This is a genomic window from Microbulbifer weihaiensis (assembly GCF_048323715.1).
Classification (GTDB): domain Bacteria; phylum Pseudomonadota; class Gammaproteobacteria; order Pseudomonadales; family Cellvibrionaceae; genus Microbulbifer.
Genome location: NZ_JBLWFL010000002.1, coordinates 36,163 through 56,992, shown reverse-complemented (window position 1 = coordinate 56,992; position 20,830 = coordinate 36,163). Strand labels below are relative to the sequence as shown.

General features: G+C 58.7%; 20 protein-coding genes. 4 read left to right on the top strand and 16 right to left on the bottom strand.

Annotated features, from left to right (window positions below):
* Positions 1–84: 84 nt before the first annotated feature.
* The 3 genes from dusA (at position 85) to ACNKU7_RS04020 (ending at position 2,532) form a co-directional block, all read left to right on the top strand.
* Positions 85–1,020 carry a tRNA dihydrouridine(20/20a) synthase DusA gene (gene dusA / locus ACNKU7_RS04030; RefSeq protein ID WP_418295681.1) on the top strand — a complete coding sequence of 312 codons (936 nt, stop codon included), beginning with the start codon at positions 85–87 and terminating at the stop codon, positions 1,018–1,020.
* Between the two features lie 84 nt (positions 1,021–1,104).
* The gene (gene tal, locus ACNKU7_RS04025; RefSeq protein ID WP_418295680.1) at positions 1,105–2,049 is read left to right on the top strand and encodes a transaldolase; all 945 of its coding nucleotides are present in this window, start codon (positions 1,105–1,107) and stop codon (positions 2,047–2,049) included.
* Positions 2,050–2,079: 30 nt separating this feature from the next.
* Positions 2,080–2,532 (top strand): tellurite resistance TerB family protein, encoded by a 453-nt coding sequence (locus ACNKU7_RS04020; protein ID WP_418295679.1) that lies wholly within the window; start codon positions 2,080–2,082, stop codon positions 2,530–2,532.
* Positions 2,533–2,670: 138 nt separating this feature from the next.
* Here the strand turns inward: ACNKU7_RS04020 and ACNKU7_RS04015 are convergent, their stop codons facing one another.
* From ACNKU7_RS04015 to hrpA, 7 genes are all read right to left on the bottom strand, one after another.
* A complete protein-coding gene (locus ACNKU7_RS04015; protein WP_418295678.1) occupies positions 2,671–3,222 on the bottom strand; it encodes an STAS domain-containing protein in 552 nt (183 codons plus the stop codon).
* Between the two features lie 282 nt (positions 3,223–3,504).
* A complete protein-coding gene (locus tag ACNKU7_RS04010) occupies positions 3,505–4,686 on the bottom strand; it encodes a PP2C family protein-serine/threonine phosphatase (RefSeq protein WP_418295677.1) in 1,182 nt (393 codons plus the stop codon).
* 119 nt (positions 4,687–4,805) lie between these two features.
* Entirely contained in the window at positions 4,806–5,747 is a 942-nt protein-coding gene (locus ACNKU7_RS04005; protein ID WP_418295676.1) for an MlaA family lipoprotein, read from the bottom strand.
* Between the two features lie 228 nt (positions 5,748–5,975).
* A complete protein-coding gene (locus ACNKU7_RS04000) occupies positions 5,976–6,794 on the bottom strand; it encodes an HvfC family RiPP maturation protein (RefSeq protein WP_418295675.1) in 819 nt (272 codons plus the stop codon).
* Positions 6,784–7,671 (bottom strand): HvfB family MNIO-type RiPP peptide maturase, encoded by an 888-nt coding sequence (locus ACNKU7_RS03995; RefSeq protein ID WP_418295674.1) that lies wholly within the window; start codon positions 7,669–7,671, stop codon positions 6,784–6,786. The genes ACNKU7_RS04000 and ACNKU7_RS03995 overlap by 11 nt, the downstream gene beginning before the upstream one ends.
* Before the next feature lie 90 nt (positions 7,672–7,761).
* Positions 7,762–8,115 (bottom strand): HvfA family oxazolone/thioamide-modified RiPP metallophore, encoded by a 354-nt coding sequence (locus ACNKU7_RS03990; RefSeq protein WP_418295673.1) that lies wholly within the window; start codon positions 8,113–8,115, stop codon positions 7,762–7,764.
* A 274-nt stretch (positions 8,116–8,389) separates the two neighbouring features.
* Complete coding sequence (hrpA, locus tag ACNKU7_RS03985) at positions 8,390–12,334, bottom strand: ATP-dependent RNA helicase HrpA (protein ID WP_472439824.1); 3,945 nt, start codon at positions 12,332–12,334, stop codon at positions 8,390–8,392.
* A 206-nt stretch (positions 12,335–12,540) separates the two neighbouring features.
* Between hrpA and ACNKU7_RS03980 the strand changes: the two genes are divergently transcribed.
* Positions 12,541–14,022: a peptide MFS transporter gene (locus tag ACNKU7_RS03980; protein ID WP_418295672.1), complete on the top strand. Its 1,482-nt coding sequence runs from the start codon at positions 12,541–12,543 to the stop codon at positions 14,020–14,022.
* A gap of 167 nt (positions 14,023–14,189) precedes the next feature.
* On the opposite strand, the gene ACNKU7_RS03975 is transcribed toward ACNKU7_RS03980, so the two are convergent.
* The 9 genes from ACNKU7_RS03975 to ACNKU7_RS03935 form a co-directional block, all read right to left on the bottom strand.
* Entirely contained in the window at positions 14,190–15,371 is a 1,182-nt protein-coding gene (locus ACNKU7_RS03975; protein ID WP_418295671.1) for a vWA domain-containing protein, read from the bottom strand.
* A 99-nt stretch (positions 15,372–15,470) separates the two neighbouring features.
* Positions 15,471–16,316 carry an AAA family ATPase gene (locus tag ACNKU7_RS03970; RefSeq protein ID WP_418295670.1) on the bottom strand — a complete coding sequence of 282 codons (846 nt, stop codon included), beginning with the start codon at positions 16,314–16,316 and terminating at the stop codon, positions 15,471–15,473.
* A gap of 161 nt (positions 16,317–16,477) precedes the next feature.
* Positions 16,478–17,158: a YEATS-associated helix-containing protein gene (locus ACNKU7_RS03965; protein ID WP_226663126.1), complete on the bottom strand. Its 681-nt coding sequence runs from the start codon at positions 17,156–17,158 to the stop codon at positions 16,478–16,480.
* A gap of 306 nt (positions 17,159–17,464) precedes the next feature.
* Positions 17,465–17,830 carry a hypothetical protein gene (locus ACNKU7_RS03960; protein WP_418295669.1) on the bottom strand — a complete coding sequence of 122 codons (366 nt, stop codon included), beginning with the start codon at positions 17,828–17,830 and terminating at the stop codon, positions 17,465–17,467.
* Positions 17,831–17,856: 26 nt separating this feature from the next.
* Positions 17,857–18,309, bottom strand: a complete 453-nt coding sequence (locus tag ACNKU7_RS03955; protein ID WP_418295668.1) for a YcgN family cysteine cluster protein — start codon at positions 18,307–18,309, stop codon at positions 17,857–17,859.
* Positions 18,310–18,343: 34 nt separating this feature from the next.
* Complete coding sequence (locus tag ACNKU7_RS03950; protein ID WP_418295667.1) at positions 18,344–18,634, bottom strand: YcgL domain-containing protein; 291 nt, start codon at positions 18,632–18,634, stop codon at positions 18,344–18,346.
* Entirely contained in the window at positions 18,634–19,770 is a 1,137-nt protein-coding gene (gene rnd, locus ACNKU7_RS03945) for a ribonuclease D (protein ID WP_418295666.1), read from the bottom strand. The genes ACNKU7_RS03950 and rnd overlap by 1 nt, the downstream gene beginning before the upstream one ends.
* Entirely contained in the window at positions 19,770–20,372 is a 603-nt protein-coding gene (gene recR / locus ACNKU7_RS03940; protein ID WP_418295665.1) for a recombination mediator RecR, read from the bottom strand. The genes rnd and recR overlap by 1 nt, the downstream gene beginning before the upstream one ends.
* Before the next feature lie 67 nt (positions 20,373–20,439).
* Positions 20,440–20,790: a YbaB/EbfC family nucleoid-associated protein gene (locus ACNKU7_RS03935; protein WP_418295664.1), complete on the bottom strand. Its 351-nt coding sequence runs from the start codon at positions 20,788–20,790 to the stop codon at positions 20,440–20,442.
* Positions 20,791–20,830: the final 40 nt, after the last annotated feature.

The window sequence follows — 20,830 nt, the reverse complement described above, 5'->3', positions numbered from 1 at the left end:
CCAGAAACCTCGACTGCCAATTCCCTTCCGCCAACAGCCGGAAGCGGCCGGCCGGTAAATCACCGCTTCTGCACCGCTCCACTGATGGACTGGAGCGACCGCCATTGCCGCTATTTCTGGCGGCTGCTGACGAAAGAGGCCCTGCTGTATACCGAGATGGTAACGACCGGCGCGATTTTGCATGGCGACCGCGAGAGCCACCTGGACTTCGATGCAGCCGAGCAGCCGCTGGCGCTGCAACTGGGGGGAAGTGACCCGGAAGAGCTGGCCCGCTGTGCAGCGATTGCCGAGGAGTGGGGCTACAGCGAAGTGAACCTCAACTGTGGCTGTCCCAGCGACCGGGTGAAAAAAGGCCGCTTTGGCGCCTGCCTGATGGCCGAGCCCGACCTGGTGGCCGAGTGCATGGCCGCCATGCGCAGCGCCGTTGCCATACCGGTCACCGTCAAGCACCGGATTGGCATCGACGACATGGAAGACTACCCCGGCCTCACCCGCTTTGTGGAAGCCCAGGCTGCAGCTGGTGTCAGTACCTTTATCGTGCACGCGCGCAAAGCCTGGCTGAATGGCCTCAGCCCGAAAGAAAACCGCGAAGTGCCCCCGCTGAAATACGACATGGTGTATCAGCTGAAGCGCGACTATCCAGAGCTGGAGATTGTGCTCAACGGCGGTATCAACTCCATTGCCGAATGCCAGGCGCACTTATCGCAACTGGATGGTGTTATGCTCGGACGGGCCGCGTACCAGACACCGGGGCTGCTTGCCGAAGTCGACAGCGCCCTGTTTGGCGGAGAACCGGGCCCCACGCCCGCCGAGGCCGTAACCGCGATGCTGCCCTACATTGAGCGCGAGCTGTCAAAAGGCCGACGCCTGAACCACATTACCCGGCATATGCTGGGGCTGTTTCAGGGGGTACCCGGGGCGCGCCGGTTCCGCCGCCACCTGAGCGAAAACGCGTTCCGCGATGGCGCCGGGCCGGAAGTGCTCGAGCAGGCTTTGGCCATGGTGAGCGTGGCGGCATAACGCGGCCCCCGGCCACCGACATCGATTTTTGCAGTAACCTTGCCAGCGACGCGGCAACCAGAATAACCAGGGAGTGACACACGAATGAATAAGCTGGAGCAATTGAAACAGCGCAGTCTGGTGGTAGCGGATACCGGAGATATTGAAGCCATCCGCCGCTATCAACCACAGGATGCCACCACTAACCCGTCACTTCTCCTGAAGGCCGCGCAGCTGCCCCAGTACCAGGATCACTTGAAAGCAGCCATCCAGTGGGCGCACAACGCCGGTGGCGATCTCATCCAACAGGCATCCATGAAACTGGCGGTGGCGATTGGTGCCGAAATACTGAAAATTGTCCCGGGCGTGGTTTCCACCGAGGTGGACGCACGGCTGTCTTTCGACACCCGCGCCAGTATCGACTATGCACGCCGGCTGATTGCGCTGTACGAGCAGGAAGGCATCAACCGCGAGCGGGTGCTGATCAAGCTGGCTTCAACCTGGGAAGGCATTCATGCCGCATCGATCCTGGAAAAAGAGGGTATCGGATGTAACCTGACCCTGCTGTTCAGCCAGTGCCAGGCGGTTGCCTGTGCCGAAGCCGGGGTCACCCTGATCTCCCCGTTCGTTGGCCGTATCCTGGACTGGTACAAGGCCAGCACCGGCCGCAACGACTACACTGCCGAAGACGACCCCGGCGTGCTGTCGGTTGCCAGTATCTACGATTACTACAAATCCCGCGGCTACGAGACCATCGTGATGGGCGCCAGCTTCCGTAATACGGGAGAAATCGAGGCACTCGCCGGCTGCGACAAGCTCACCATCAGCCCGCAATTACTGCAGGAGCTGCAGGACGATGAAGGCACACTGGCAGCGGGCCTGCCCGGTGAAGTCGCCAGCCTGCCGGCCCCGACCACAGCACTGAGTGAGGCGGAATTCCGCTATCAGTTGAATGACGATGCCATGGCCACTGAAAAGCTGGCTGAGGGCATTCGCAATTTCGTTGCCGATCAACAGAAGCTGGAGACACTGCTGGAACAACAGCGCTGATTCCCCTCAATACCTGACAGGGCCTTATTCATGCTGCAAAAGATCCGCAAGCTGTTTGAACAGATTGGTCGCGGTGAGGATGTGGAAGTTCGTGAAGAAACGGACGCCCGCATGATCAGCGCAGCCCTGCTCGCTGAAATTGCCACGGCCGATCACAAAGTGGATGAAAGTGAGCATGCTGCGTTGGTTCACTTGCTTCAGGAGCACTACCAGCTCGATGCTGATACGGCCCAGGCCATGATCGAGCGCGCCCTGAAACAGCGTAATGAGGCCACATCGCTGTATGAGTTTACCCAGACGGTAAATGATAATTTCAGCGATCAGGAGAAGTACCAGCTCATCAAGCAGATGTGGCAGGTGGCATTTGCGGATGGGGAAATCGATGCGTTTGAGGAACACCTTATCCGTCGTGTATCCGAGCTGGTCTATCTCCCCCACGGTCTGTTTACGCGCGCACGCGCGGAGGCCCGGGGGGATAACTGAGATCCTCGAAATTCCGCTGTTTGCGATAATTTCCGGCAGTTAGTGCGACCGGAGAACAGGCAGGCCGAGCGCGCAGTCAAGCGCGTTCGGTTACGACAGGAAGAAAGGCAGAGCGTTCGCTCAATTAATCGAATGGGGTCAGCGGGAGGCTACCGACTTGCGCTGCAATGGGTGTTCGGCCTTCTGTTCCGATTCCAGTGCATGCACCAGGTCGCGAAATGTTTCCGCGTTCTGTTCGTTCATGCTCATCAGCACGCGGTGCGCTTCCAGCACCATTTCCCGGGCTGCGCGCTCATCCGGCGTATTGCATTGCAGGGCTACCGTTTCCACCGGGTAAGCGTCCTCCGCCGCGGCCGCGCCATTGATATCCATCAGCTCTTCAAACCCCATGGAATCCAGGAGGCGTATCAACCCCGGGTTCTCACAGAGAACCAGCGGCTTCATCTTGCCGCGCTCTTCACAACGGAACGCAATTTTGGCCAACAGGCCCAGGGTCGTGCTATCGACACCTTCGGCCTCGTTCAGGTCAAACACGACACTGCGAAAGTCGCCGTGAGCGAACATCTTGTTGATGTAGCTATCGAAGGTAGTACAGAGGTTGAGGCGCACATCGCCCACCAGTTTCACGACATAAATGCCCTGGTGGTCACCAACCATTATCTGCCCGGACTGCATAGTAACCTCAGACACACCCGTCTCAGTGCCACTCGCCCCGATTTGGGTGTGGGATTGTAAATTTGCGACTTTTGGCCGCGCACAGTTCCTTGTGCAAGGGTAGTTCAACGCTAAAGTGGGCGGAGCTTACTCCTGCCAACTGCGACTGACAAGAGCCCGCTTGACCAGCACCGCCAGCATATTTGCGACTTGCCCGTCACTAAACTGCCCTCCACTGCAGCAGTCTCCCGCAACCCCCATGAACGGCGCATGAATACAACTGCAGAATATTTAGCAAAAACCGGGCCTTAAACCGGCCTAGTTCTGCCTTAGCGTGAGGATGGTAATGTCGTCTGGAAAGGATTCGGCGGTGTCGACTTTTAGCGCTGCACAGAGGGTATTCAGGTCTCCCCGGCTCTGGTTGATCTTGGCCAGGAGATCAGCTTCTTTTTTCAACAAATTGCCTTGCAGCAGCTCCAGTACCCCGTCTGAGCAGGCCACCAGTCGCCAGCTGGCAGGCAATGCGCAGTGGCGAACCTCCCAACCACCGGTTTTAAACAGCCCCAGCGGGCGCCCTTTGCCGGTAAGCCAGTGGGCACCGTCTTCCGTCACCAGCGCCGGCATCGGCACCTGCCCGGCGACGGCGTAATGCAGCTGCCGCGCACGGCTGTCTACCACCCCCACGAACATGCTCGCGTGCTTGTCCAGGTGGGTGCCACGCAGCTCATCGTTGATCAGATTGAGGATATCCAGCAGGTCGTTATCGATCGTATCAAGCTGGCTGAACAGCGGGCGCTCCCGCAGCAGGTGCATGATCGAATGCTTGATCAGGGCCGTGACCAAGGCGGAGGACACGCCGTGCCCGGACACATCCACCAGGTAAAAAGCAATAAAGCGCTCGCCGAACAGGCCGTAATCAATGAAATCGCCACTCAGGTAGAGTGATGGCAGCAACCGGTACTCCGCCTGGATGCCCGCCGGATAGTCATACGGGGTGCGCGGCAACAGGTGCTGCTGTAACTGCCGGCCCGCTTCGTGATCCCGCTGCAGCAGTTCGATGTGTTCATGCAGCTCGCGATTGCGAATTTCCAGTTCTTCGCGGTATTCGCGGTTCTGTTTTGCAAGATCCCGGGCTTCCGTGATCCGGGTTAACGCGTGATCGATCACGCCCGCATCGGAGATCGGGGTAAGCAGATAATCACTGGCCCCCAGGCGCAGAGCCTGTACCACGTCATTCACTTCGCTATTGGAAGCAAGTACGACAACCGAAGTATCGGGGGAGCGGTGCTTAACCTTGCGTAAAACCTCCAGGCCACCCACGTCGGGAAGATCCAGGTCAGTAACCACCAACTCGTGCATGCCGGGTGAAAACTGCCCTATGGCTTCTATACCGCTATCAACAGCGGTTACGGAGTATCCGAGGCGAACCAGCGCAGAGTGCACCAGTTCCCGGGAGGGCTGACCGGGACCGGTCAGCAGAAGGGCGTGGCGTTCGGGCATTGTCGGCGGTTCATGCATATAACTTTCCCTGATGTGCATCACCTGGCAACGACAAAAGGTGCCCGAAAGCACCAACACCGGCAACCGCGACTGCGGGTACCGGTGTCGGGGCGAACACTTTAGAAATCGTACTCATCCATGTCGCCACCGAAGTCATCTTCAGTTTCACCGTCTTTGATCAGGAATTCCCGTCGCTGCAGGTAGGCATCGCGCATCAGCACGTATCTGTCGCCCTGCAGCAGGGCCTCCGCCTGCAACAGGCTGGCACGAACCTGCACCAGGTCAACGACCTTCAGCGTGTACTCCACGGATTCGTCGTCAATGTATGTCAGCGGATTGGTGTACCACTCGACAACATTCGCCGGTGCATCGCGCACTGTCGAGGGCCCCATCATGGGCAGTACCAGATACGGGCCGGAGGGCACGCCCCATACCGCCAGCGTCTGGCCAAAGTCTTCGCCGTCACTGGGTTCCAGTCCCATATGGCGCGCCACATCAAACAGGCCGACCAGGCCGACCGTGCTGTTGATCAGGAAGCGGCCGGTATCATTGCCTGCCTGGCCCCATTTCCACTGCAACACATCGTTAAAGACGTTGTTGACTTCGGACAGGTTGGAGAAAAAGTTCGATACCCCGGTCTGCATGAAGATCGGGGTTATCTGCCGGTAACTGGTGGCCGCAGGCTTCAAAAACCAGCGATCCGCAGTATCGTTGAAACGGAACATTGCCCGGTTGAAGCCTTCCCAGGGATCCCGATCCTCAGGTTCTTCTTCACTGGTGAATTCGTCCGCAGGGTCGAAGCCGTATTCGTCCTCAAGTTCCGAGCCGAAGTCGTCGCTGGCAGACACTTCCGCGGCCGAGTCTTCCTCGCCGGTGCCGGCGTTCTCGCCTCCGGCACTGTCAGGGTCGGCAGGTGCCTCCTCTGTTGCCGCCGGGGCCTGCGTTGGCGACTCTTCAAAGGGATCTGAGCCGAAAGGATCTGACGCGTCCTGCGCCATAGCCAAGGGAGCCGCCAGCAAACCGGACAGCATCAAGGCGATAGTATGAGTGCGTACAAGCAAGTCCCTGCTCCTCGCATTGGATAATTGAATGTTCAAACTGATTTTTTCGATCGATTTCAGGATTTTAACGCCGAGCATTATGAATTGGCCAGAGGCGGGGCCCGCCTTCCCCAGAAGAGGAGTAGCGGAAATTATCGAGTTCCGCCCGGGGCACCGCCATCCGGCAGGTGAATTACGTTGTGCGCGAGCCACTGGATTACTTGCCAGAATAGCATCTTCCCCCCGGCTTCAGCCGGGCTGCACTCCTGCGAGAATCTCCAGGCGCAGCAGTTTGAGCAACAGCTCCGCGCCAAATTGTGCAAACTGATCCGGATCCGGGTGCTGAATTTCTCCGGCCAGCTGGTTGAGCAGCTGGCGGCCGGTCAACCCGCTTCCCGCCGATTCTTCGATCAACTGCAACAGCCGGGCTGTGGCAGCGTTTGCCTCGAGGAACGCCACTTTATCAGCGCGATTCCGATACACAACCAAAAAGGTGGGTAATTGCGGTGGATCGGCGGGCTGACAGGCCGGTCCCAGCCGTTGTACCGGGTACCGGTAGCTGAGGCTCCAGGCCAGCGGCGACGCGACAGGTACCCGGTCGAGTACCTCTCCCGCGTAGACTTCCGTCACCAAATCGCGAGGAAATTCAGCGTCACTGACATCCAGGGCCAGTTCGACCCATTCATAGTGCGCAAGTTCCAGCAAAAACGCCGGATCACCAGCGCTCTCGGGGTTTGCTCCGCGCTCGCTTTGCAGGTACTGCAGGAACTCCTGGCTTATCTCAAGGAAGTAGGGACTGGCCGACTGATGCCGATGCACAAAATCCCGCACCATGGCATGCCAGCGCTTGTCGTCATACAGGCTGCGCAGTACGGGGAAACCGCCAGACACAAAGGATTCGATATTGTTGTAAATCAGGTCCCGGTAAATTTGCATGCGGCGGGGCTCGATATCTGCAGGCGCAGCAACAGCATCGGGGTCGCGCAGGTGGGCGGCAAAGCCGTACTGGAGGCGGCAAAATGGCGCAGTTTCCGCCGCGAGTTCGCCCTGCGTCTTTTCAGCGCACATGGATCGATGCCCCCGACAGCTGGTCACCACCCGCTGGCCCTGCGGCTACCGACTCCGCATCCCGCTGAAATTGCCGGATGCGCTCAACCTCGGTGCGCAGTTCGGCAACCGGCGGAATATTGAAATCCCGCTCCAGCAGTGTGGGGATCGGCCCAAATATGCCATAGGCACGCTGCAGCAACTGCCACACCGGGTCAATCACCGGTGCGCCGTGGGTATCCACCTTCAGGTCATCCGCTTCGTCGAAGTGGCCTGCAATGTGCGCGTAGCGAATCCGTTCTGCGGGCAGGCCGCACAGGAATGCCTCCGGATCATAGTGGTGATTGATGGCATTGACGTAAATGTTGTTCACATCCAGCAGCAGGTCGCAATCTGCCTCTTCCAGCACGGCATTGAGAAAGGCCAGCTCACTCATCTCCTGCCCCGGAGCGGCATAGTAGGACACATTTTCCATGGCGATCCGCTGCTCGAGAATATCCTGGACCCGGCGAATGCGGCCGGCGACATAGTGCACCGCTTCTTCGGTAAACGGGATGGGCAGCAAATCGTACAGGTGCCCCTGATCGGAGCAATAACTCAGGTGCTCGCTGTAACAGCGGATATCGTGATCCAGCATGAACTTTTTGATGTCGCGCACGAGCATTTCATCAAGGGGCGCCGGGGATCCGATAGACAGCGAAAGGCCGTGAATCACAAATGGAAAGCGCTCGGTATGCGCCCGAAGCCAGCGCCCCAGACGGCCACCTACGCCAATCCAGTTTTCCGGTGCCACCTCGAGAAAATCCACGTGCTCCGGGGAAATCGTCTCCCCCATCATTGCGCGACGAAGGCCGAGCCCTGCGCCGTGCACGGGATAAGGCCGCTGTGTGTTCACCATAATCGCCTAAAGTGGCCGCCTGCCATTATTGTTGTGCCAAAGGGCAACCCGATACCGGGCTGCCGCTTGCGCTTAAAAAAGAGCACCGGCTCAAGCGCCGCAAGTGCCCTCTTTCTTTTTACCTTCGCCGCACTTACCTTCGGCAGACTTACCTTCTTTCATTTTGTCTTCGCCACACTTGCCTTCGCCGCATTTACCTTCTTTCTTCTTGTCTTCGCCGCACTTACCTTCGCCGCATTTACCCTCTTTCATTTTGTCTTCGCCACACTTGCCTTCGCCGCATTTACCTTCTTTCTTTTTATCGTCGTCGGCCATGGCCAGGTTATAGCCGGAAGAGAGCTCCTCGGCGGCAAAAGGGTTGGCGGAAGTCGTGACGCTAATGGATGCGGAAGCCAGGAATGCAGCACCCACGGCAGCGGCCAGAGGCAGGTTTTTCTTGGTCATGGCAGTTCTCCAGTTTGGATAGTGGTAATAACACCCCGGCGGCGCGAAATCCGCCGCTCCCGCATTATAGTTAGCAGAGCGGGGAATGGTGTTGAGTTGAGACCAGCAGAGCCGGCGCCAGGTTCTATAGCGCAGCGCCAATCCGCTGATCTTTGCCCGTTTTGTGACTCCGAGCAACCATGAGTCGCAGGATCAACCAGCTTTATTACAGCGAACACGATGTATTAACGCTTTTGTCAGCGCTGTCAGGCTTCCAGCCGCCACGCGCAATCAATCAGGTGCGGGCAGCAATAAGCTCCGCCCAGCTCTTGCGCAGGCGTTTGGCCGAGACCGGCATCAGGGTCTTGAGTGTCTGCGCAAACAGGGAAATGCGAAACTCCTCCAGTGTCCAGCGGTACTCCACAAGCTCCGGATCACCCGCCAGTAGCAGCGGCGCATCGCCCCCGCCGATCTTGGCCACCATGGCCTCGTAGGGCTCCAGGGCATCCTGTAACTCTGCAGTCAGGCGGCGATCCCGATTCGGGTCGAGTGCAGCCTTCTCGAGGCGCAACTCGATGCCCTTTAGGTAACGTCCGTACTGACGCAGCCAGTCCAGGGGCGTCAAAAACAGGAAACCGCGGAAGAAAAGCCCGCTGAGCTGGCGGTTGATATCCGCCACTGCCAGTGCCACCGCCAGGTTCTTCTGCTGCTTGATCTGCTTGCGCAGCGGCACCAACTGGGCCAGCACCTTTAGCAGAACGTCGGCAATTTCCTGCGCGACGGCGACCAGCTGCTCGCGTTTTTCCAGTGCGGCGACAAAGTCTGCCTGGGTGCGCGGCCAGTTTTCGTCTCGCCAGAAACACTCGCGCACCGCGGCCATCAGGATATCGTCGGCAACCTCCTCCCGCCGCCCGAGATCCGCCGCGCTCAGCCCCAATTCTTTGCCCTTGAGCAGCTCCTTGCGCAGATATTTCACCGGCTCGGGCAGATGCAGGATTGCCAGCCGGCAGATACCGGCCCGGGTCAGGCACCGCGCTTCTTCCGGGTTATCCAGTAACTTGAGGTCGACACTGTCTTTGCCGGCAATTAACGCCGGGTAAGCCCGCACCTTGAGTCCGCCCTGATCGAGCTGATGGGAAAGCGGCAGGTCACCGAAATCCCAGGCGGTGATGCCGGTGCGTTCGAAGTCGTCCCCGGCACTGGCCAGCTCCTGCTGCACCCGATCCCGGTAGCGCACCTGCAGCTCAGTCAGGTCGCGTCCCTGGTCCAGCAGTTTGCCATTTTCATCCAGTACCTGGATATTGAAGCGGTAAAAGTCTTCCAGCCCCTGCTCTGCGGTCTGCCAGGCATCCTCCGGGATATCCTGCGCGGTCTGTCGTTTGAGTTCGTGCGCGAGCGACTGCCACAGGGGCGTGTTGCCCGCCTGCATGCGCGGCAGCGCCTTGTCCACAGCGGCGGGAACCGGTACGAAATGCTTGCGGTACTGTTTCGGCAAGCCTTTCACCAGTGCGATACATTTATCCCGCAATATGCCCGGTACAACCCACTGCAGGCGCGCCGCCGGCGTCTGGTGCAGGGCGCCCACCGGAACCAGAATGCTCACGCCGTCTTCCGCACTGCCCGGCTCAAAGTGGTAGCTCAACGGGTATTCGATGCCGCCACTGCTCAGGTGATCGGGAAACTGCGCTTCCCCCACGTGTCCAGCATCCTGCTGCATCATCAGTTCCCGCGGAATGAACAACAGCTCGGGATCTTTTTCCTCGGCGCGTTTGCGCCATTTTTCAAACCCGGCAAGGTTGACGATTTCTGCCGGTACACGCTCGTCGAAAAAGCGGTAGACCACTTCATCGTCCACCACGATATCCCGGCGCCGGGACTTGGCCTCCAGGTCTTCGAGCTCCTCCAGCAGGTCGCCGTAGTGTTTAAAGAACTTGCCCTTGCCCCGATAACGGCGCTCTACCAGCGCCTCGCGGATAAATACCTCGCGCGCGACTTTTGGATCCAGCTTGCCGAAATGAATGCGCTGTTTATCGACCAGCACCAGTCCGTAGAGCGTCACTTTCTCGAACGCCATCACCGCCCCTGAGCGCGGGCTGTAGTGGGGTTCGAAATAGTGGCGTTTCACCAGGTGATCGGAGCAGGCCAGCACCCATTCGGGCTCGATTTTCGCAACCGTGTGCGCGTACAGCCGGCTCGTTTCCAACAGCTGCGCCGCCACCACCCACTGCGGCGGTTTCTTGAACTGCCCGGAACCGGGGAAAATATGGAACCGGCGATTGCGGCAGCCAAGAAACTCCCTGTTTTCATCCCGCACACCGATGTTGCCCAGCAGGCCCGGCAGTATCGCCTTGTGCACACTGGTGTAATTGGCCGGCTCCTTGTTCATCGCCAGGTTCAGGTCGCGGATCGCCAAACGCAATTGATGGTGAATGTCCCGCCACTCCCGCAGGCGCTGCCACGACAGGTAGTTCTTCTGGCACCACTTGCGCAGCTGGTTCTGGCTGAGCTCCTGGCGCTGGGCTTCAAAGCCGTCCCACAGGTTGACCAGTGTCAGGAAGTCGGACTGCTCGTGCAGCCACTGTTTGTGCTTTTCATCCGAAGCCTGACGCTTTTCCGCCGGCCGCTCACGGGGATCCTGCACGGCCAGGGCGCTGACGATGATCAGTACTTCGCGCAGGCTGCCTGCCGGTCCGGACTCCAGCAGCATGCGGCCGAGTCGCGGATCCAGTGGCAGGCGCGAGAGCGCGCGCCCGAGGGCTGTGACCTTGCCCCGGCTATCCACCGCCTCGAGTTCCTGCAGCAGGCTGTAACCGTCGTTAATCAGGCGCTGATCCGGCGGGTCCACGAACGGGAAATCCCGAATGTCGCCAATCCGCAACTGCAGCATCTGCAGGATGACGGCGGCCAGGTTGGTGCGCAGGATTTCCGCGTCGGTAAATTCGGGGCGCTGCAGGAAATCGCTCTCCTCGTACAGGCGCACGCAAACACCGGCACTGACACGCCCACAGCGGCCCGCGCGCTGGTTGGCACTGGCTTGCGAAACCGCCTCCACCGGCAGCCGCTGGATCTTGCTGCGGTAGCTGTAGCGGCTGATCCGCGCGGTACCCGGGTCGATGACATAGCGGATGCCGGGCACGGTGATCGAGGTTTCCGCCACGTTGGTGGCAAGCACGATCCGGCGCCCCTTGTGCGGTGCGAACACCTTGCTCTGCTCCGCCAGGCTCAGGCGCGCGTACAGCGGCAAGACATCGATGTGAGGGAGCTGTGCATCGCGCAGCGCTTTGGCGCACTCGCGAATTTCCCGCTCGCCACTCATGAATACCAGTATGTCGCCGCCGCGGCGCGGTGAAGCCTTCTCCTCCTGCAGCAATTCCTCAACCGCAGTGATGACCTGCTCGTTGAGATCTGCATCCGAATCCGCCGGCGGCCGGTAGTGGATTTCCACCGGGAAGGTACGCCCGGAGACTTCGATAATCGGCGCATCGCCAAAGTGCCGGGAAAACTTTTCCAGGTCGATGGTGGCCGACGTGATGATCAGTTTGAGATCCGGCCGCTTGGGCAGGATGGTCTTCAGGTAGCCCAGCAGGAAATCGATGTTGAGGCTGCGTTCATGGGCCTCGTCGATGATCAGGGTATCGTATTTATTCAGCAGCGGATCGCGCTGGATTTCCGCCAGCAGGATACCGTCGGTCATCAGCTTGATATGGGTGTGCTCGGTGCTCTGGTCGGTAAAGCGCACCTGATACCCCACCGAATCCCCGAGCGATTGCCCCAGTTCTTCGGCGATGCGGTTGGCCACCGTGCGTGCGGCAATCCTGCGCGGCTGGGTATGGCCAATCTGCCCGAAAATACCGCGCCCCAGCTCCAGGCAGATTTTCGGCAGCTGGGTCGTTTTACCGGAACCCGTTTCACCGGCCACCACGACCACCTGGTGCTCTGCGATGAGCCCGGCAATTTCCTCGCGGCGAGCCACCACTGGCAGCCCTTCCGGCCACTCCACCTTTGGCAGCTTGGCCCGGCGCGCCTCGGCCAGGGCCAGCGACTGCGCCACCTGCTCTTGCAGTTGTGCCAGCATGTGATCGGCCGGCTTGCCTTCCTTGAGGCGCCGCCGCGCATTGGCGAGGCTTTTACTCAGGCGAAAGCGATCTCCCCCCATACACAGGTCTATCTGCGCTTCCATCTGTTGGAGGGCCTGCTGGGCGACCTGCTGAAGCGACTGGCGGGATGGATCTTGGCTCATGCGTGACTACTGATTCGGTAAAAAACGACAAACGGGCGATTATACCTGCTGGGACTGCTCGCGTGTGTCCCTACACTTGCAGGCGTTACTCGTGACCTATACTCAGGGCAATGACGCGCATTACAACCCCGGATTCGAGGCCAAAGCGCGACAGTTTCCCAATTACAGACAGCGTGACATCGTCTGGCGCCAGCGAGAGGAACCCCATGCAAGACCTCAAGCCAAAACCCCCGGCAGCCGCCGGGGAGATGCTCGGCCACCCCAAAGGCCTGTTTCTGTTGTTCGGTACCGAGATGTGGGAGCGCCTGAGCTACTACGGCATGCGCGGTATCTTCGTGTTCTACCTGACCTCAGCCGCCACTGCAGCCGTTTTCGGCTGGGAGCATCTGTCGGATACCGAGCTCCAGTCGAAGGCTCTCAGTTACCTTGGCTGGTACGCCATGCTGGTGTATCTCACGCCGATTATCGGTGGCTGGATGGCGGACAATGTCTGGGGCCAGCGACGCTGCATCATGTTCGGCGGCGTACTGATGATGCTTGGGCAATTTGCCATGGGCTTCCCCCACAAGTGGCTGCCCGACGGCACCGAGCTGTACATGTTGTGGCTGGGCCTGGCCCTGATGATCATCGGTAACGGCTTTTTCAAGCCGAACATTTCCACCATGGTCGGCGATCTCTACGAGGAAGGTGACAAACGCCGGGACACCGCGTTCACGATTTTTTACATGGGGATCAACCTGGGCTCCATCCTCGGTTACCTGGTCATTGGCTGGATCGGCGAGAAAGTGGATTACCAGCTGGCCTTTGTGGTGGCAGGACTCGGCATGCTGCTGGGCCTGATTCTGCAAATGACCCAGTCCGACAAGTTTCTCGGCGAAATAGGCAATCAGCCCTCCGCCAAACTTGGCCTCACCCCGAACCTGGGCGCAGAAGAGAAAAAACGTCCTCTCACTCTGGAAGAACGGGACCGTATCAAGGTAATCCTGATCCTGGGCCTGTTTACCGTGATTTTCTGGGCCGGGTTTGAGCAGGCGGCCGGCTCCATGAACCTGTTCGCCAAATACAATACCGACCTGCACATCTTCGGATTTGAAATTCCGGCCAGCTGGCTGCAGATGGTAAACCCGCTGTTCATCATCATTCTCGCCCCCATAGTGGCGAGCATCTGGGTGGGACTGGGATCGCGCGAACCCAGCTCACCGGCGAAGTTCAGCCTCGGCCTGATTTTCCTCGGCCTCGGCTTCGTGTCCATGGTGGGCGCAGCGTTGCAGATTGGTGACTCGGAAACCGCCAAGGCGAGCCCCTGGTGGCTGGTGGTCGCCTACATTTTCCACACCATCGGTGAGCTGTGCCTTTCCCCCATCGGCCTGTCGATGGTCACCAAGCTCTCTCCGTTACGCTACCTGTCACTGATGATGGGACTGTGGTTTGCGTTTATCGGTATCGCCAACAAAGGTGCTGCGGAAATCGGTAAGCTCGTCGGCGAATCCGGCCCCCTCGCGACGTTTGGCGGTGTGGCAATTGCAGCGATTGCGGCGGGGATCATCCTGTTCTTCCTGCGCGAAAAACTGGTGGACTGGATGCATGGTGCCGAAGAGGAAAATACGGTGCTGAAAGACACCACCAAGAAAGAATTCAGTATTACCGCTGATCACGAGGGTGCACCGCAACGGAAATTTGGCGAGTGATATGATTCTCTGAAAAGTACGAGGCGGCAGCGCTACCGGGTAGTGCTGCCGCCCGTTACAACGGATGTACTTCGGGCCCCATTCCGTGGGGAGTATTTTTCACTTTGATGCCCAAACACCGTGATAAGAAGACAAGGCGTCCGCGGCCAGGTTTTCAAAACGCTTCCTCAGCGCCCCTTCACCAGATAGGCAATCGCCTTATCCAAGCCTTCAATGGTCATCGGGTACATATGCCCGTCAACCAAACGCTGGGTCATACCGATACTTGCGGTGTATTGCCAGTACTCTTCTGCCGTGGGATTGAGCCAGATCAGTTTTTCATAGGTATCCGTAACCCGCTGCATCCAGGCTGCGCCCGGCTCCTCATTCATATGCTCGACACTGCCAAACCGGCTGCTGATTTCGTAGGGCGCCATCGAGGCATCGCCGACAAAAATCACCTTGTAATCCTTGCCGTAGGTACGCAGTACTTCGAGCAGCGGCGTGGACTCGCTGTAGCGACGCTGGTTGTCCTTCCACACGTGTTCGTAAATGAAGTTGTGGAAATAGAAATACTCCAGGTGCTTGAACTCACTGCGACAGGCCGAGAACAGCTCTTCACACTGCTTGACGTAGGGATCCATGGAACCGCCCACATCAAAAAATATCAGCACTTTCACCGCATTGTGCCGCTCGGGCACCATTTTGATATCCAGCAGGCCCGCATTGCGCGCCGTGGAAGAAATGGTTTTGTCGAGATCCAGCTCCTCGGCCGCGCCCGTGCGGGCAAACTTGCGCAGTTTGCGCAACGCCACCTGAATATTGCGGGTGCCCAGGCTGATGCTGTCGTCCAGGTTGCGGTACTGGCGCTTTTCCCACACCTTGGAGGCGGACTTGTTGCGGCTCTGCCCGCCCACGCGAATGCCACCCGGGTGATAACCGCTGTTTCCAAACGGGCTGGTTCCCCCGGTGCCGATCCAGCGATTGCCCCCGCTGTGGCGTTCTTTCTGCTCTTCCAGTCGTTTTTTGAATTCCTCCAGCAGTTTTTCCAGACCGCCGAGTGATTCAATTTTTGCTTTTTCCTCTTCCGTCAGCTGCTTGACAAACTCTGCCCGCAGCCAGTCTTCCGGTATAAGCTGCTGGAGAACGTCATCGAGGGTCTCGAGGTCATTGAAATACGCCGCGAACGCGCGATCGAACTTGTCGAAATGTTTCTCATCCTTGATCAGGCAGGTACGGGCCAGGAAGTAGAATTCATCCAGGTTGGCATACACCAGTCGCTGCTGCAAAGCTTCCAGCAACGAGAGTAACTCGGTAATGGAAACCGGCAGGTTATAGCGGCGTAAGTTCAGGAAAAATCCGATGAGCATTGGGTTTCCCCGGGGTGTTAGATGGTACTTGCAGGAGCCTGCGTGCAAGCGAGCAACTTGGAATTACTCGCTTACCGGCAGGCGCCTACAGGGGTGGACTTAGCGATTCTCCCGGCGCGCCATAAACGCCAGGCGCTCGAGCATATGCACATCCTGCTCGTTTTTCAGCAATGCCCCGTAGAGAGGAGGAATCGCCGAGGAGGTATCGCGATTGCGCAGCACCTCTTCAGAAATGTCGTCCGCCATCAGCAGTTTCAGCCAGTCGATCAGCTCGGAAGTCGAGGGTTTTTTCTTGAGACCCGGAACATCGCGGATCTGGAAGAAAATGTCCATGGCCTCAGCCACCAGGGTTTTCTTGATATCGGGATAGTGGACATCCACGATTTTGTGCATGGTTGCCCGATCCGGGAAGCTGATGTAGTGAAAGAAGCAGCGGCGCAGGAACGCATCCGGCAGTTCTTTCTCATTATTCGAAGTGATGATCACAATCGGCCGGTGTTTGGCTGAAATGGTTTCGCCGGTTTCGTACACATAAAACTGCATGCGATCGATTTCCACCAGCAGGTCATTGGGAAACTCGATATCGGCTTTATCGATCTCATCGATGAGCAGCACCACCCGCTCATCCGCTTCAAAGGCCTCCCACAGCTTGCCTTTCTTGATGTAATTACCGATATCGTGAACCTTGTCGACCCCCAGCTGTGAATCACGCAGGCGCGACACGGCGTCGTACTCGTACAGCCCCTGCTGTGCTTTGGTGGTCGATTTGATATGCCACTGGATCAGCTTCAATCCCAGGCTACTGGCCACCTCTTCCGCCAGCAGGGTTTTGCCGGTGCCAGGCTCCCCCTTGATCAGCAGCGGTCGCTGCAGGGTGACTGCCGCGTCCACCGCCATCTGCAGGTCGTCCGTGGCAACGTAACTGTCTGTACCCGTGAATTTCATGGTCGCTCCGGAATAGGTTTATCAGGAATGGCACCATGGTAAAGGAAGGCCGGAGTCCCGCCAAAGGCGGAATCTGTCAGATTGAATGACGGCAGCAAGCGCGCGGGAGCCGCGCCAGCGGATTTGGATGTGGAAATTGATCTATAGAGAAGATATGGCGCTCAGGCTACCTGAGCGCGGCGACGGCGTACCACCTGCCGTCCCTTGTCGGTGATATACCAGCGGATTCCGAGATGACTGTGGATCTTGCCGACCATCTCCAGCACCAGCAGGCTGTTCAGGGCACGGGCTGCGGAGTTGGTCTCCATACCCCCCTCCTGCGCCATGCCTGCCAGGGAGCGGAATACGCAGTCCCCGTTGTTCAAGAGGCTGAGTACATGCAAGGCATTGTCATCGAGCTTGCGGATCTGGTTGAAATCCAGCGTCGGCCCCTGATCCGGGTCACCCTCAATTTCATGCTCCAGGAGCGGCATCATCTCGAGCTGCATGGCCCGAATCTCCTGCTCCAGGTTCTCTACCCGGGCGCGCGCAATACTCGCATCCCGCAGCTGACGCCGCGCCGCATTGAACACGAACATACGTGAAGCAATGGCCGCCAGCAGGCAATAACCGGTGAAAATCAACAGGCGCGAGGGATCCCCCTGAATCTCGATCAGGAGGTCACTCTGGGTAAACTTCAGGAAAATGGGCACCATCAGGGCGCCGCACAGGCCCATGATGAGGCAGCGGGCGAGACCGGCAGGATCCTCTTCCGTAAACAGCATCTGGTAGTAGTTCACCAGGCCACCGAGGATGCCGGATACCAACATCACGGCAGTCAGAATTAACAGATGGTCGAGCATCCCTGTCCCTTCGTCAGTCGCACAACCAATGCCCTATCCGGCACCTTGTGTGTTTTGTCTGATTCTTGCTTTGTCAGTGCCTGCCCGCACCATCAACGAAGGCTGACTGGTAAACCACTGTATCGATCCACCGGTTGCATCGTGACAACATGGCCCGGAACAGGCTCTATTAGATATAGCAGCTGCCCCCTGTACCAGTGGGGCAGAAACAGGAAAGGAGGGAAGGATTGGCGCGGTTTCCCGCGCCCTGAGAAGGATCGGCCGGCAGGGAAGAATCAGAACCAGTAGTCAGTTCTGACTATCAGGTTAATACTGGTCGCTTTCTGTCATGCGACGATCTTTGCGCCGGTGCATGACCAGCATAACGATGCCAATCGCCAGCATCACGGCGAAGGCCCCACCTGCGGCAAACACCAAGCTGGCCGACACCTCGGGGGTCGCGCCGTCCTCTTCAAACACCATTTGATACGCAAATAGGGGCAACAGCGGGATTGGCGGAGCTTCGGCAACCGTGCCCCGCGCCGGTACCAGCAATACAACTGCCGCTTCCAGCAGGATCAGGTAGCGCAACCAGGACCAGCGCCAGTTGCGCATAAACCACCAGCCGGAGGCCAGCAGCACGATGACCCCACCGACGTAGATAAGCCACGCCAATTTAAATTCTTCAACCATAGTGTTCGCTTAACATGCTCTTTTGATTATTCATCCCCAACCCAGGTGACGATGTGATCTTCGTAATCATCCGGGTCCACATTCTCTTCACTGATCACTTTATCCTGCACCGAAATACCCGCCTCATGCACAGAGTTGGGATCCCCTGATATCAACGGATGCCAGCTGGCCAGTGGCCGGCCTTCGGCGAGGGTTCGATAGGCACAGGTCACAGGGAGCCAGGTAAATGTTGCTAAATCTGCAGGCCGGAGCTGTATGCAGTCCGGGACATGCTGTTTACGCTGCGGGTAGTTGGTGCAGCGACAGCTATGCGTGTCCAGCAAGCGACACGAAACGCAGGTAGTATAAACCTCGCCGGTATCTTCATCTTCCAACCGGTGCAGACAACAGCGGCCGCAGCCGTCACAAAGAGACTCCCACTCCGCCTCGGTCATTTCCTCAAGCCGCTTGCGCAGCCAGAAAGGCGTCTGGCTTACCACCTGTATCCCCTCGCATCAGCGACAGCCATGCGGCTCATCCCCGCGGCAGCTTGCTGTTCTGCGCGGCGATTGCCCGCATTTCATCGTCAGCCACCGGCGGCATCTGCAGATAATAGCCCTGTTCCTGCAGCGCATTCATGACCTTATCCACATCTGCGCGCGCCAGTTTACGCTCCGCCGTCAACAGCAGGGTGGTCACATGTATCGGTTTGCCAAATAGCGCCTGCAACTTTTCCGGTACGCGCTGCATACCCTGTGATTTTTCCACATACAGGTACATGTCCGATTCCCGCGGGCTGCGGTAAATATCACATATGGTTTTCATCAGGAATTTCTCAATTGGGTCAGATACGTCAGCAGCGGCTCGCCAATGACATCCCGGCGCCAGCCCAGCAAACGGCCCTCAAGCTGCGGGCGATCTGCCTGCACCAGCGCTTCCAGTTCTTTCTTTCGCACCAGGATTTCCGGAGGCACTTCACTCGCCTCGGCCACTTCGGTGGACTTTTTCTTCAGCAGTTTCAGCTCATCGCCCTGCCGGCGGTTGAGCGGCTGCGGCAGCGCTGCCGGCAAGTCGGTGCGCTCGGCTGCCCGCGTAATAATGTGCAGCAGGGTGTCGCCATAGAGCCGCAGGGTTTTTCCTTCCAGCCCGGGGCGCGGCAGAGTGGCCACATACTTGGGCAGATCCTGTGCGAGCGACAAACAGACATTTTCCTTGAGCAGGTGATTTCGTGGCACGTCGAGTTGTCGCGCTTCGCGCTCGCGCCAGGCGCAGAGATCCTGCAGCGCGGCAACCTGTTTGCCGCGCAGGCGCCAGGCCCCTTTGACACGCTGGTAGTACAGCTCCGGCGCTTCAGGGTTTCGCGCGGCCTGCACAAGGGCCGCACAATCTTCCTGCAGCCAATCCAACCGCCCCAGTTCACGCAGGCGCTTGAGGAGCATGCCATACACCAGCGGCAACCAGGCCACATCCAGCGCGGCATAGTTTTTCTGGGATTCGCTCAGGGGCCGCTGCAGCCAGTCCGAGCGTGTTTCGCTTTTCGGCAACTCAATCTGCAGCAGTTGCTGCACTGTTGCCGCGTACCCGAGCCCTGCCCCCATATTGGTCAGGGCAGCGGCAATCTGTGTATCAAAGATCGGCTCCGGCACAGCGCCGAGTAAGCGCTCGAGCGTTTCCAGGTCCTCGCTGCAGGAGTGCATGACCTTGACCACCCGGGTATCCAGCAACAGGTCACGCAGTGGCTGCAGGTCTTCGATCACCAGGTTGTCGATCAGGTAGCTGTGTTTACCATCACCGATCTGCACCAGCGCCGGCAGCGGGTAAAAGGTGCGGCTGCGCATGAACTCGGTGTCCAGGGCAACGGCACTCTGCTGACGCCAGCGCGCGCACAGTTCGGCGAGTTGCGCACTGTTGTCGATCCAGATTGGTGTGGTATCCACCAGTTGTTTGCTCACTTGTTGCATCACAGCACCGTACGGCTATTGAAGGCGTGTGCCAGGGTACCGCCGTCGATGTATTCCAGCTCGCCGCCGATGGGCACGCCGTGGGCAATACGACTCACGGTGACCCCTTTTGCCCGCGCGCGCTCGGCAATGAATTGCGCAGTCGCTTCCCCTTCGACCGTGGGGTTGGTGGCAACGATCAATTCGCGCACCATCCCTTCCCCACTGCCCCCCAGACGCTCGCCGAGCATGTCCAGCCCAAGGTCTGCGGGCCCGATACCATCAATCGGGGAAAGATGGCCGTGCAGTACAAAATAAAGCCCGTGGTAATTGCCCGCCTGCTCGATGGCCAGTACATCTGCCGGGGTTTCCACCACACACAACAGCGACCGGTCGCGCCTGCTGTTGGTGCACAGGGAGCAGATATCCAGCTCGGTCAGCGTGCGGCACTGGCCGCAGCGCCCGACCTTTTCCACAGCCTGCTGCAATGAGCTGGCCAGCAGGCCTGCCGCGTCGCGATCTTTTTCCAGCAGGTACATGGCCATGCGCTGGGCGGACTTTGGCCCAACACCGGGCAAACAGCGCAGTGCGCGTATCAGGTCTTCAATAAGGGGGCTAAACATAAAAATTTCTTTGCTCGCGTAAACAAAAGGGCCCTCGAAGGGCCCCCTCTGCGGTCACCTCTGGAGCTCAGCCGAAGGGAAACTTGAACCCTTCCGGCAAATTCATCCCGGCAGCCATACCACCCATGTGCTCCTTCTGGAGCTTCTGCTGTGCCTCCTCAACGCGCCTTACGGTATCGTTGACCGCAGCCGCCAGCAGGTCTTCCAGCATCTCCTTGTCTTCGCCGAGCAAGCCCGGATCGATATCCACAGAAGTGACATCGTGACGGCCGTTCATGGTGACTTTGACCATGCCCGCACCGGCTTCGCCGGTCACGCGCAGGTCTGCCAGCTCCTTCTGCATCTTTTCCATGCGCTCTTGCATGTCGGCCTGCATTTTCTGGGCCTGTTGCATCAAGTCGCCCAAACCTTTAATCATGACTTCACCGCTTCAAAAAATAGTTGCTTCGATTTATCCA

What these genes read in the sequence shown, in the direction of transcription:
- tal (WP_418295680.1), top strand. Translation starts at nt 1,105, where the DNA reads ATGAATAAGCTGGAGCAATTGAAACAGCGCAGTCTGGTGGTAGCGGAT.
- ACNKU7_RS03980 (WP_418295672.1), top strand. Translation starts at nt 12,541, where the DNA reads ATGCAAGACCTCAAGCCAAAACCCCCGGCAGCCGCCGGGGAGATGCTC.
- ACNKU7_RS04000 (WP_418295675.1), bottom strand. Translation starts at nt 6,794, where the DNA reads ATGTGCGCTGAAAAGACGCAGGGCGAACTCGCGGCGGAAACTGCGCCA.
- ACNKU7_RS03935 (WP_418295664.1), bottom strand. Translation starts at nt 20,790, where the DNA reads ATGATTAAAGGTTTGGGCGACTTGATGCAACAGGCCCAGAAAATGCAG.
- ACNKU7_RS03975 (WP_418295671.1), bottom strand. Translation starts at nt 15,371, where the DNA reads ATGCTCATCGGATTTTTCCTGAACTTACGCCGCTATAACCTGCCGGTT.
- ACNKU7_RS03965 (WP_226663126.1), bottom strand. Translation starts at nt 17,158, where the DNA reads ATGCTCGACCATCTGTTAATTCTGACTGCCGTGATGTTGGTATCCGGC.
- ACNKU7_RS04010 (WP_418295677.1), bottom strand. Translation starts at nt 4,686, where the DNA reads ATGCCCGAACGCCACGCCCTTCTGCTGACCGGTCCCGGTCAGCCCTCC.
- ACNKU7_RS03960 (WP_418295669.1), bottom strand. Translation starts at nt 17,830, where the DNA reads ATGGTTGAAGAATTTAAATTGGCGTGGCTTATCTACGTCGGTGGGGTC.
- dusA (WP_418295681.1), top strand. Translation starts at nt 85, where the DNA reads ATGGACTGGAGCGACCGCCATTGCCGCTATTTCTGGCGGCTGCTGACG.
- hrpA (WP_472439824.1), bottom strand. Translation starts at nt 12,334, where the DNA reads ATGAGCCAAGATCCATCCCGCCAGTCGCTTCAGCAGGTCGCCCAGCAG.
- ACNKU7_RS03970 (WP_418295670.1), bottom strand. Translation starts at nt 16,316, where the DNA reads ATGAAATTCACGGGTACAGACAGTTACGTTGCCACGGACGACCTGCAG.
- ACNKU7_RS03990 (WP_418295673.1), bottom strand. Translation starts at nt 8,115, where the DNA reads ATGACCAAGAAAAACCTGCCTCTGGCCGCTGCCGTGGGTGCTGCATTC.
- ACNKU7_RS03950 (WP_418295667.1), bottom strand. Translation starts at nt 18,634, where the DNA reads ATGAAAACCATATGTGATATTTACCGCAGCCCGCGGGAATCGGACATG.
- ACNKU7_RS03995 (WP_418295674.1), bottom strand. Translation starts at nt 7,671, where the DNA reads ATGGTGAACACACAGCGGCCTTATCCCGTGCACGGCGCAGGGCTCGGC.
- recR (WP_418295665.1), bottom strand. Translation starts at nt 20,372, where the DNA reads ATGTTTAGCCCCCTTATTGAAGACCTGATACGCGCACTGCGCTGTTTG.
- rnd (WP_418295666.1), bottom strand. Translation starts at nt 19,770, where the DNA reads ATGCAACAAGTGAGCAAACAACTGGTGGATACCACACCAATCTGGATC.
- ACNKU7_RS04020 (WP_418295679.1), top strand. Translation starts at nt 2,080, where the DNA reads ATGCTGCAAAAGATCCGCAAGCTGTTTGAACAGATTGGTCGCGGTGAG.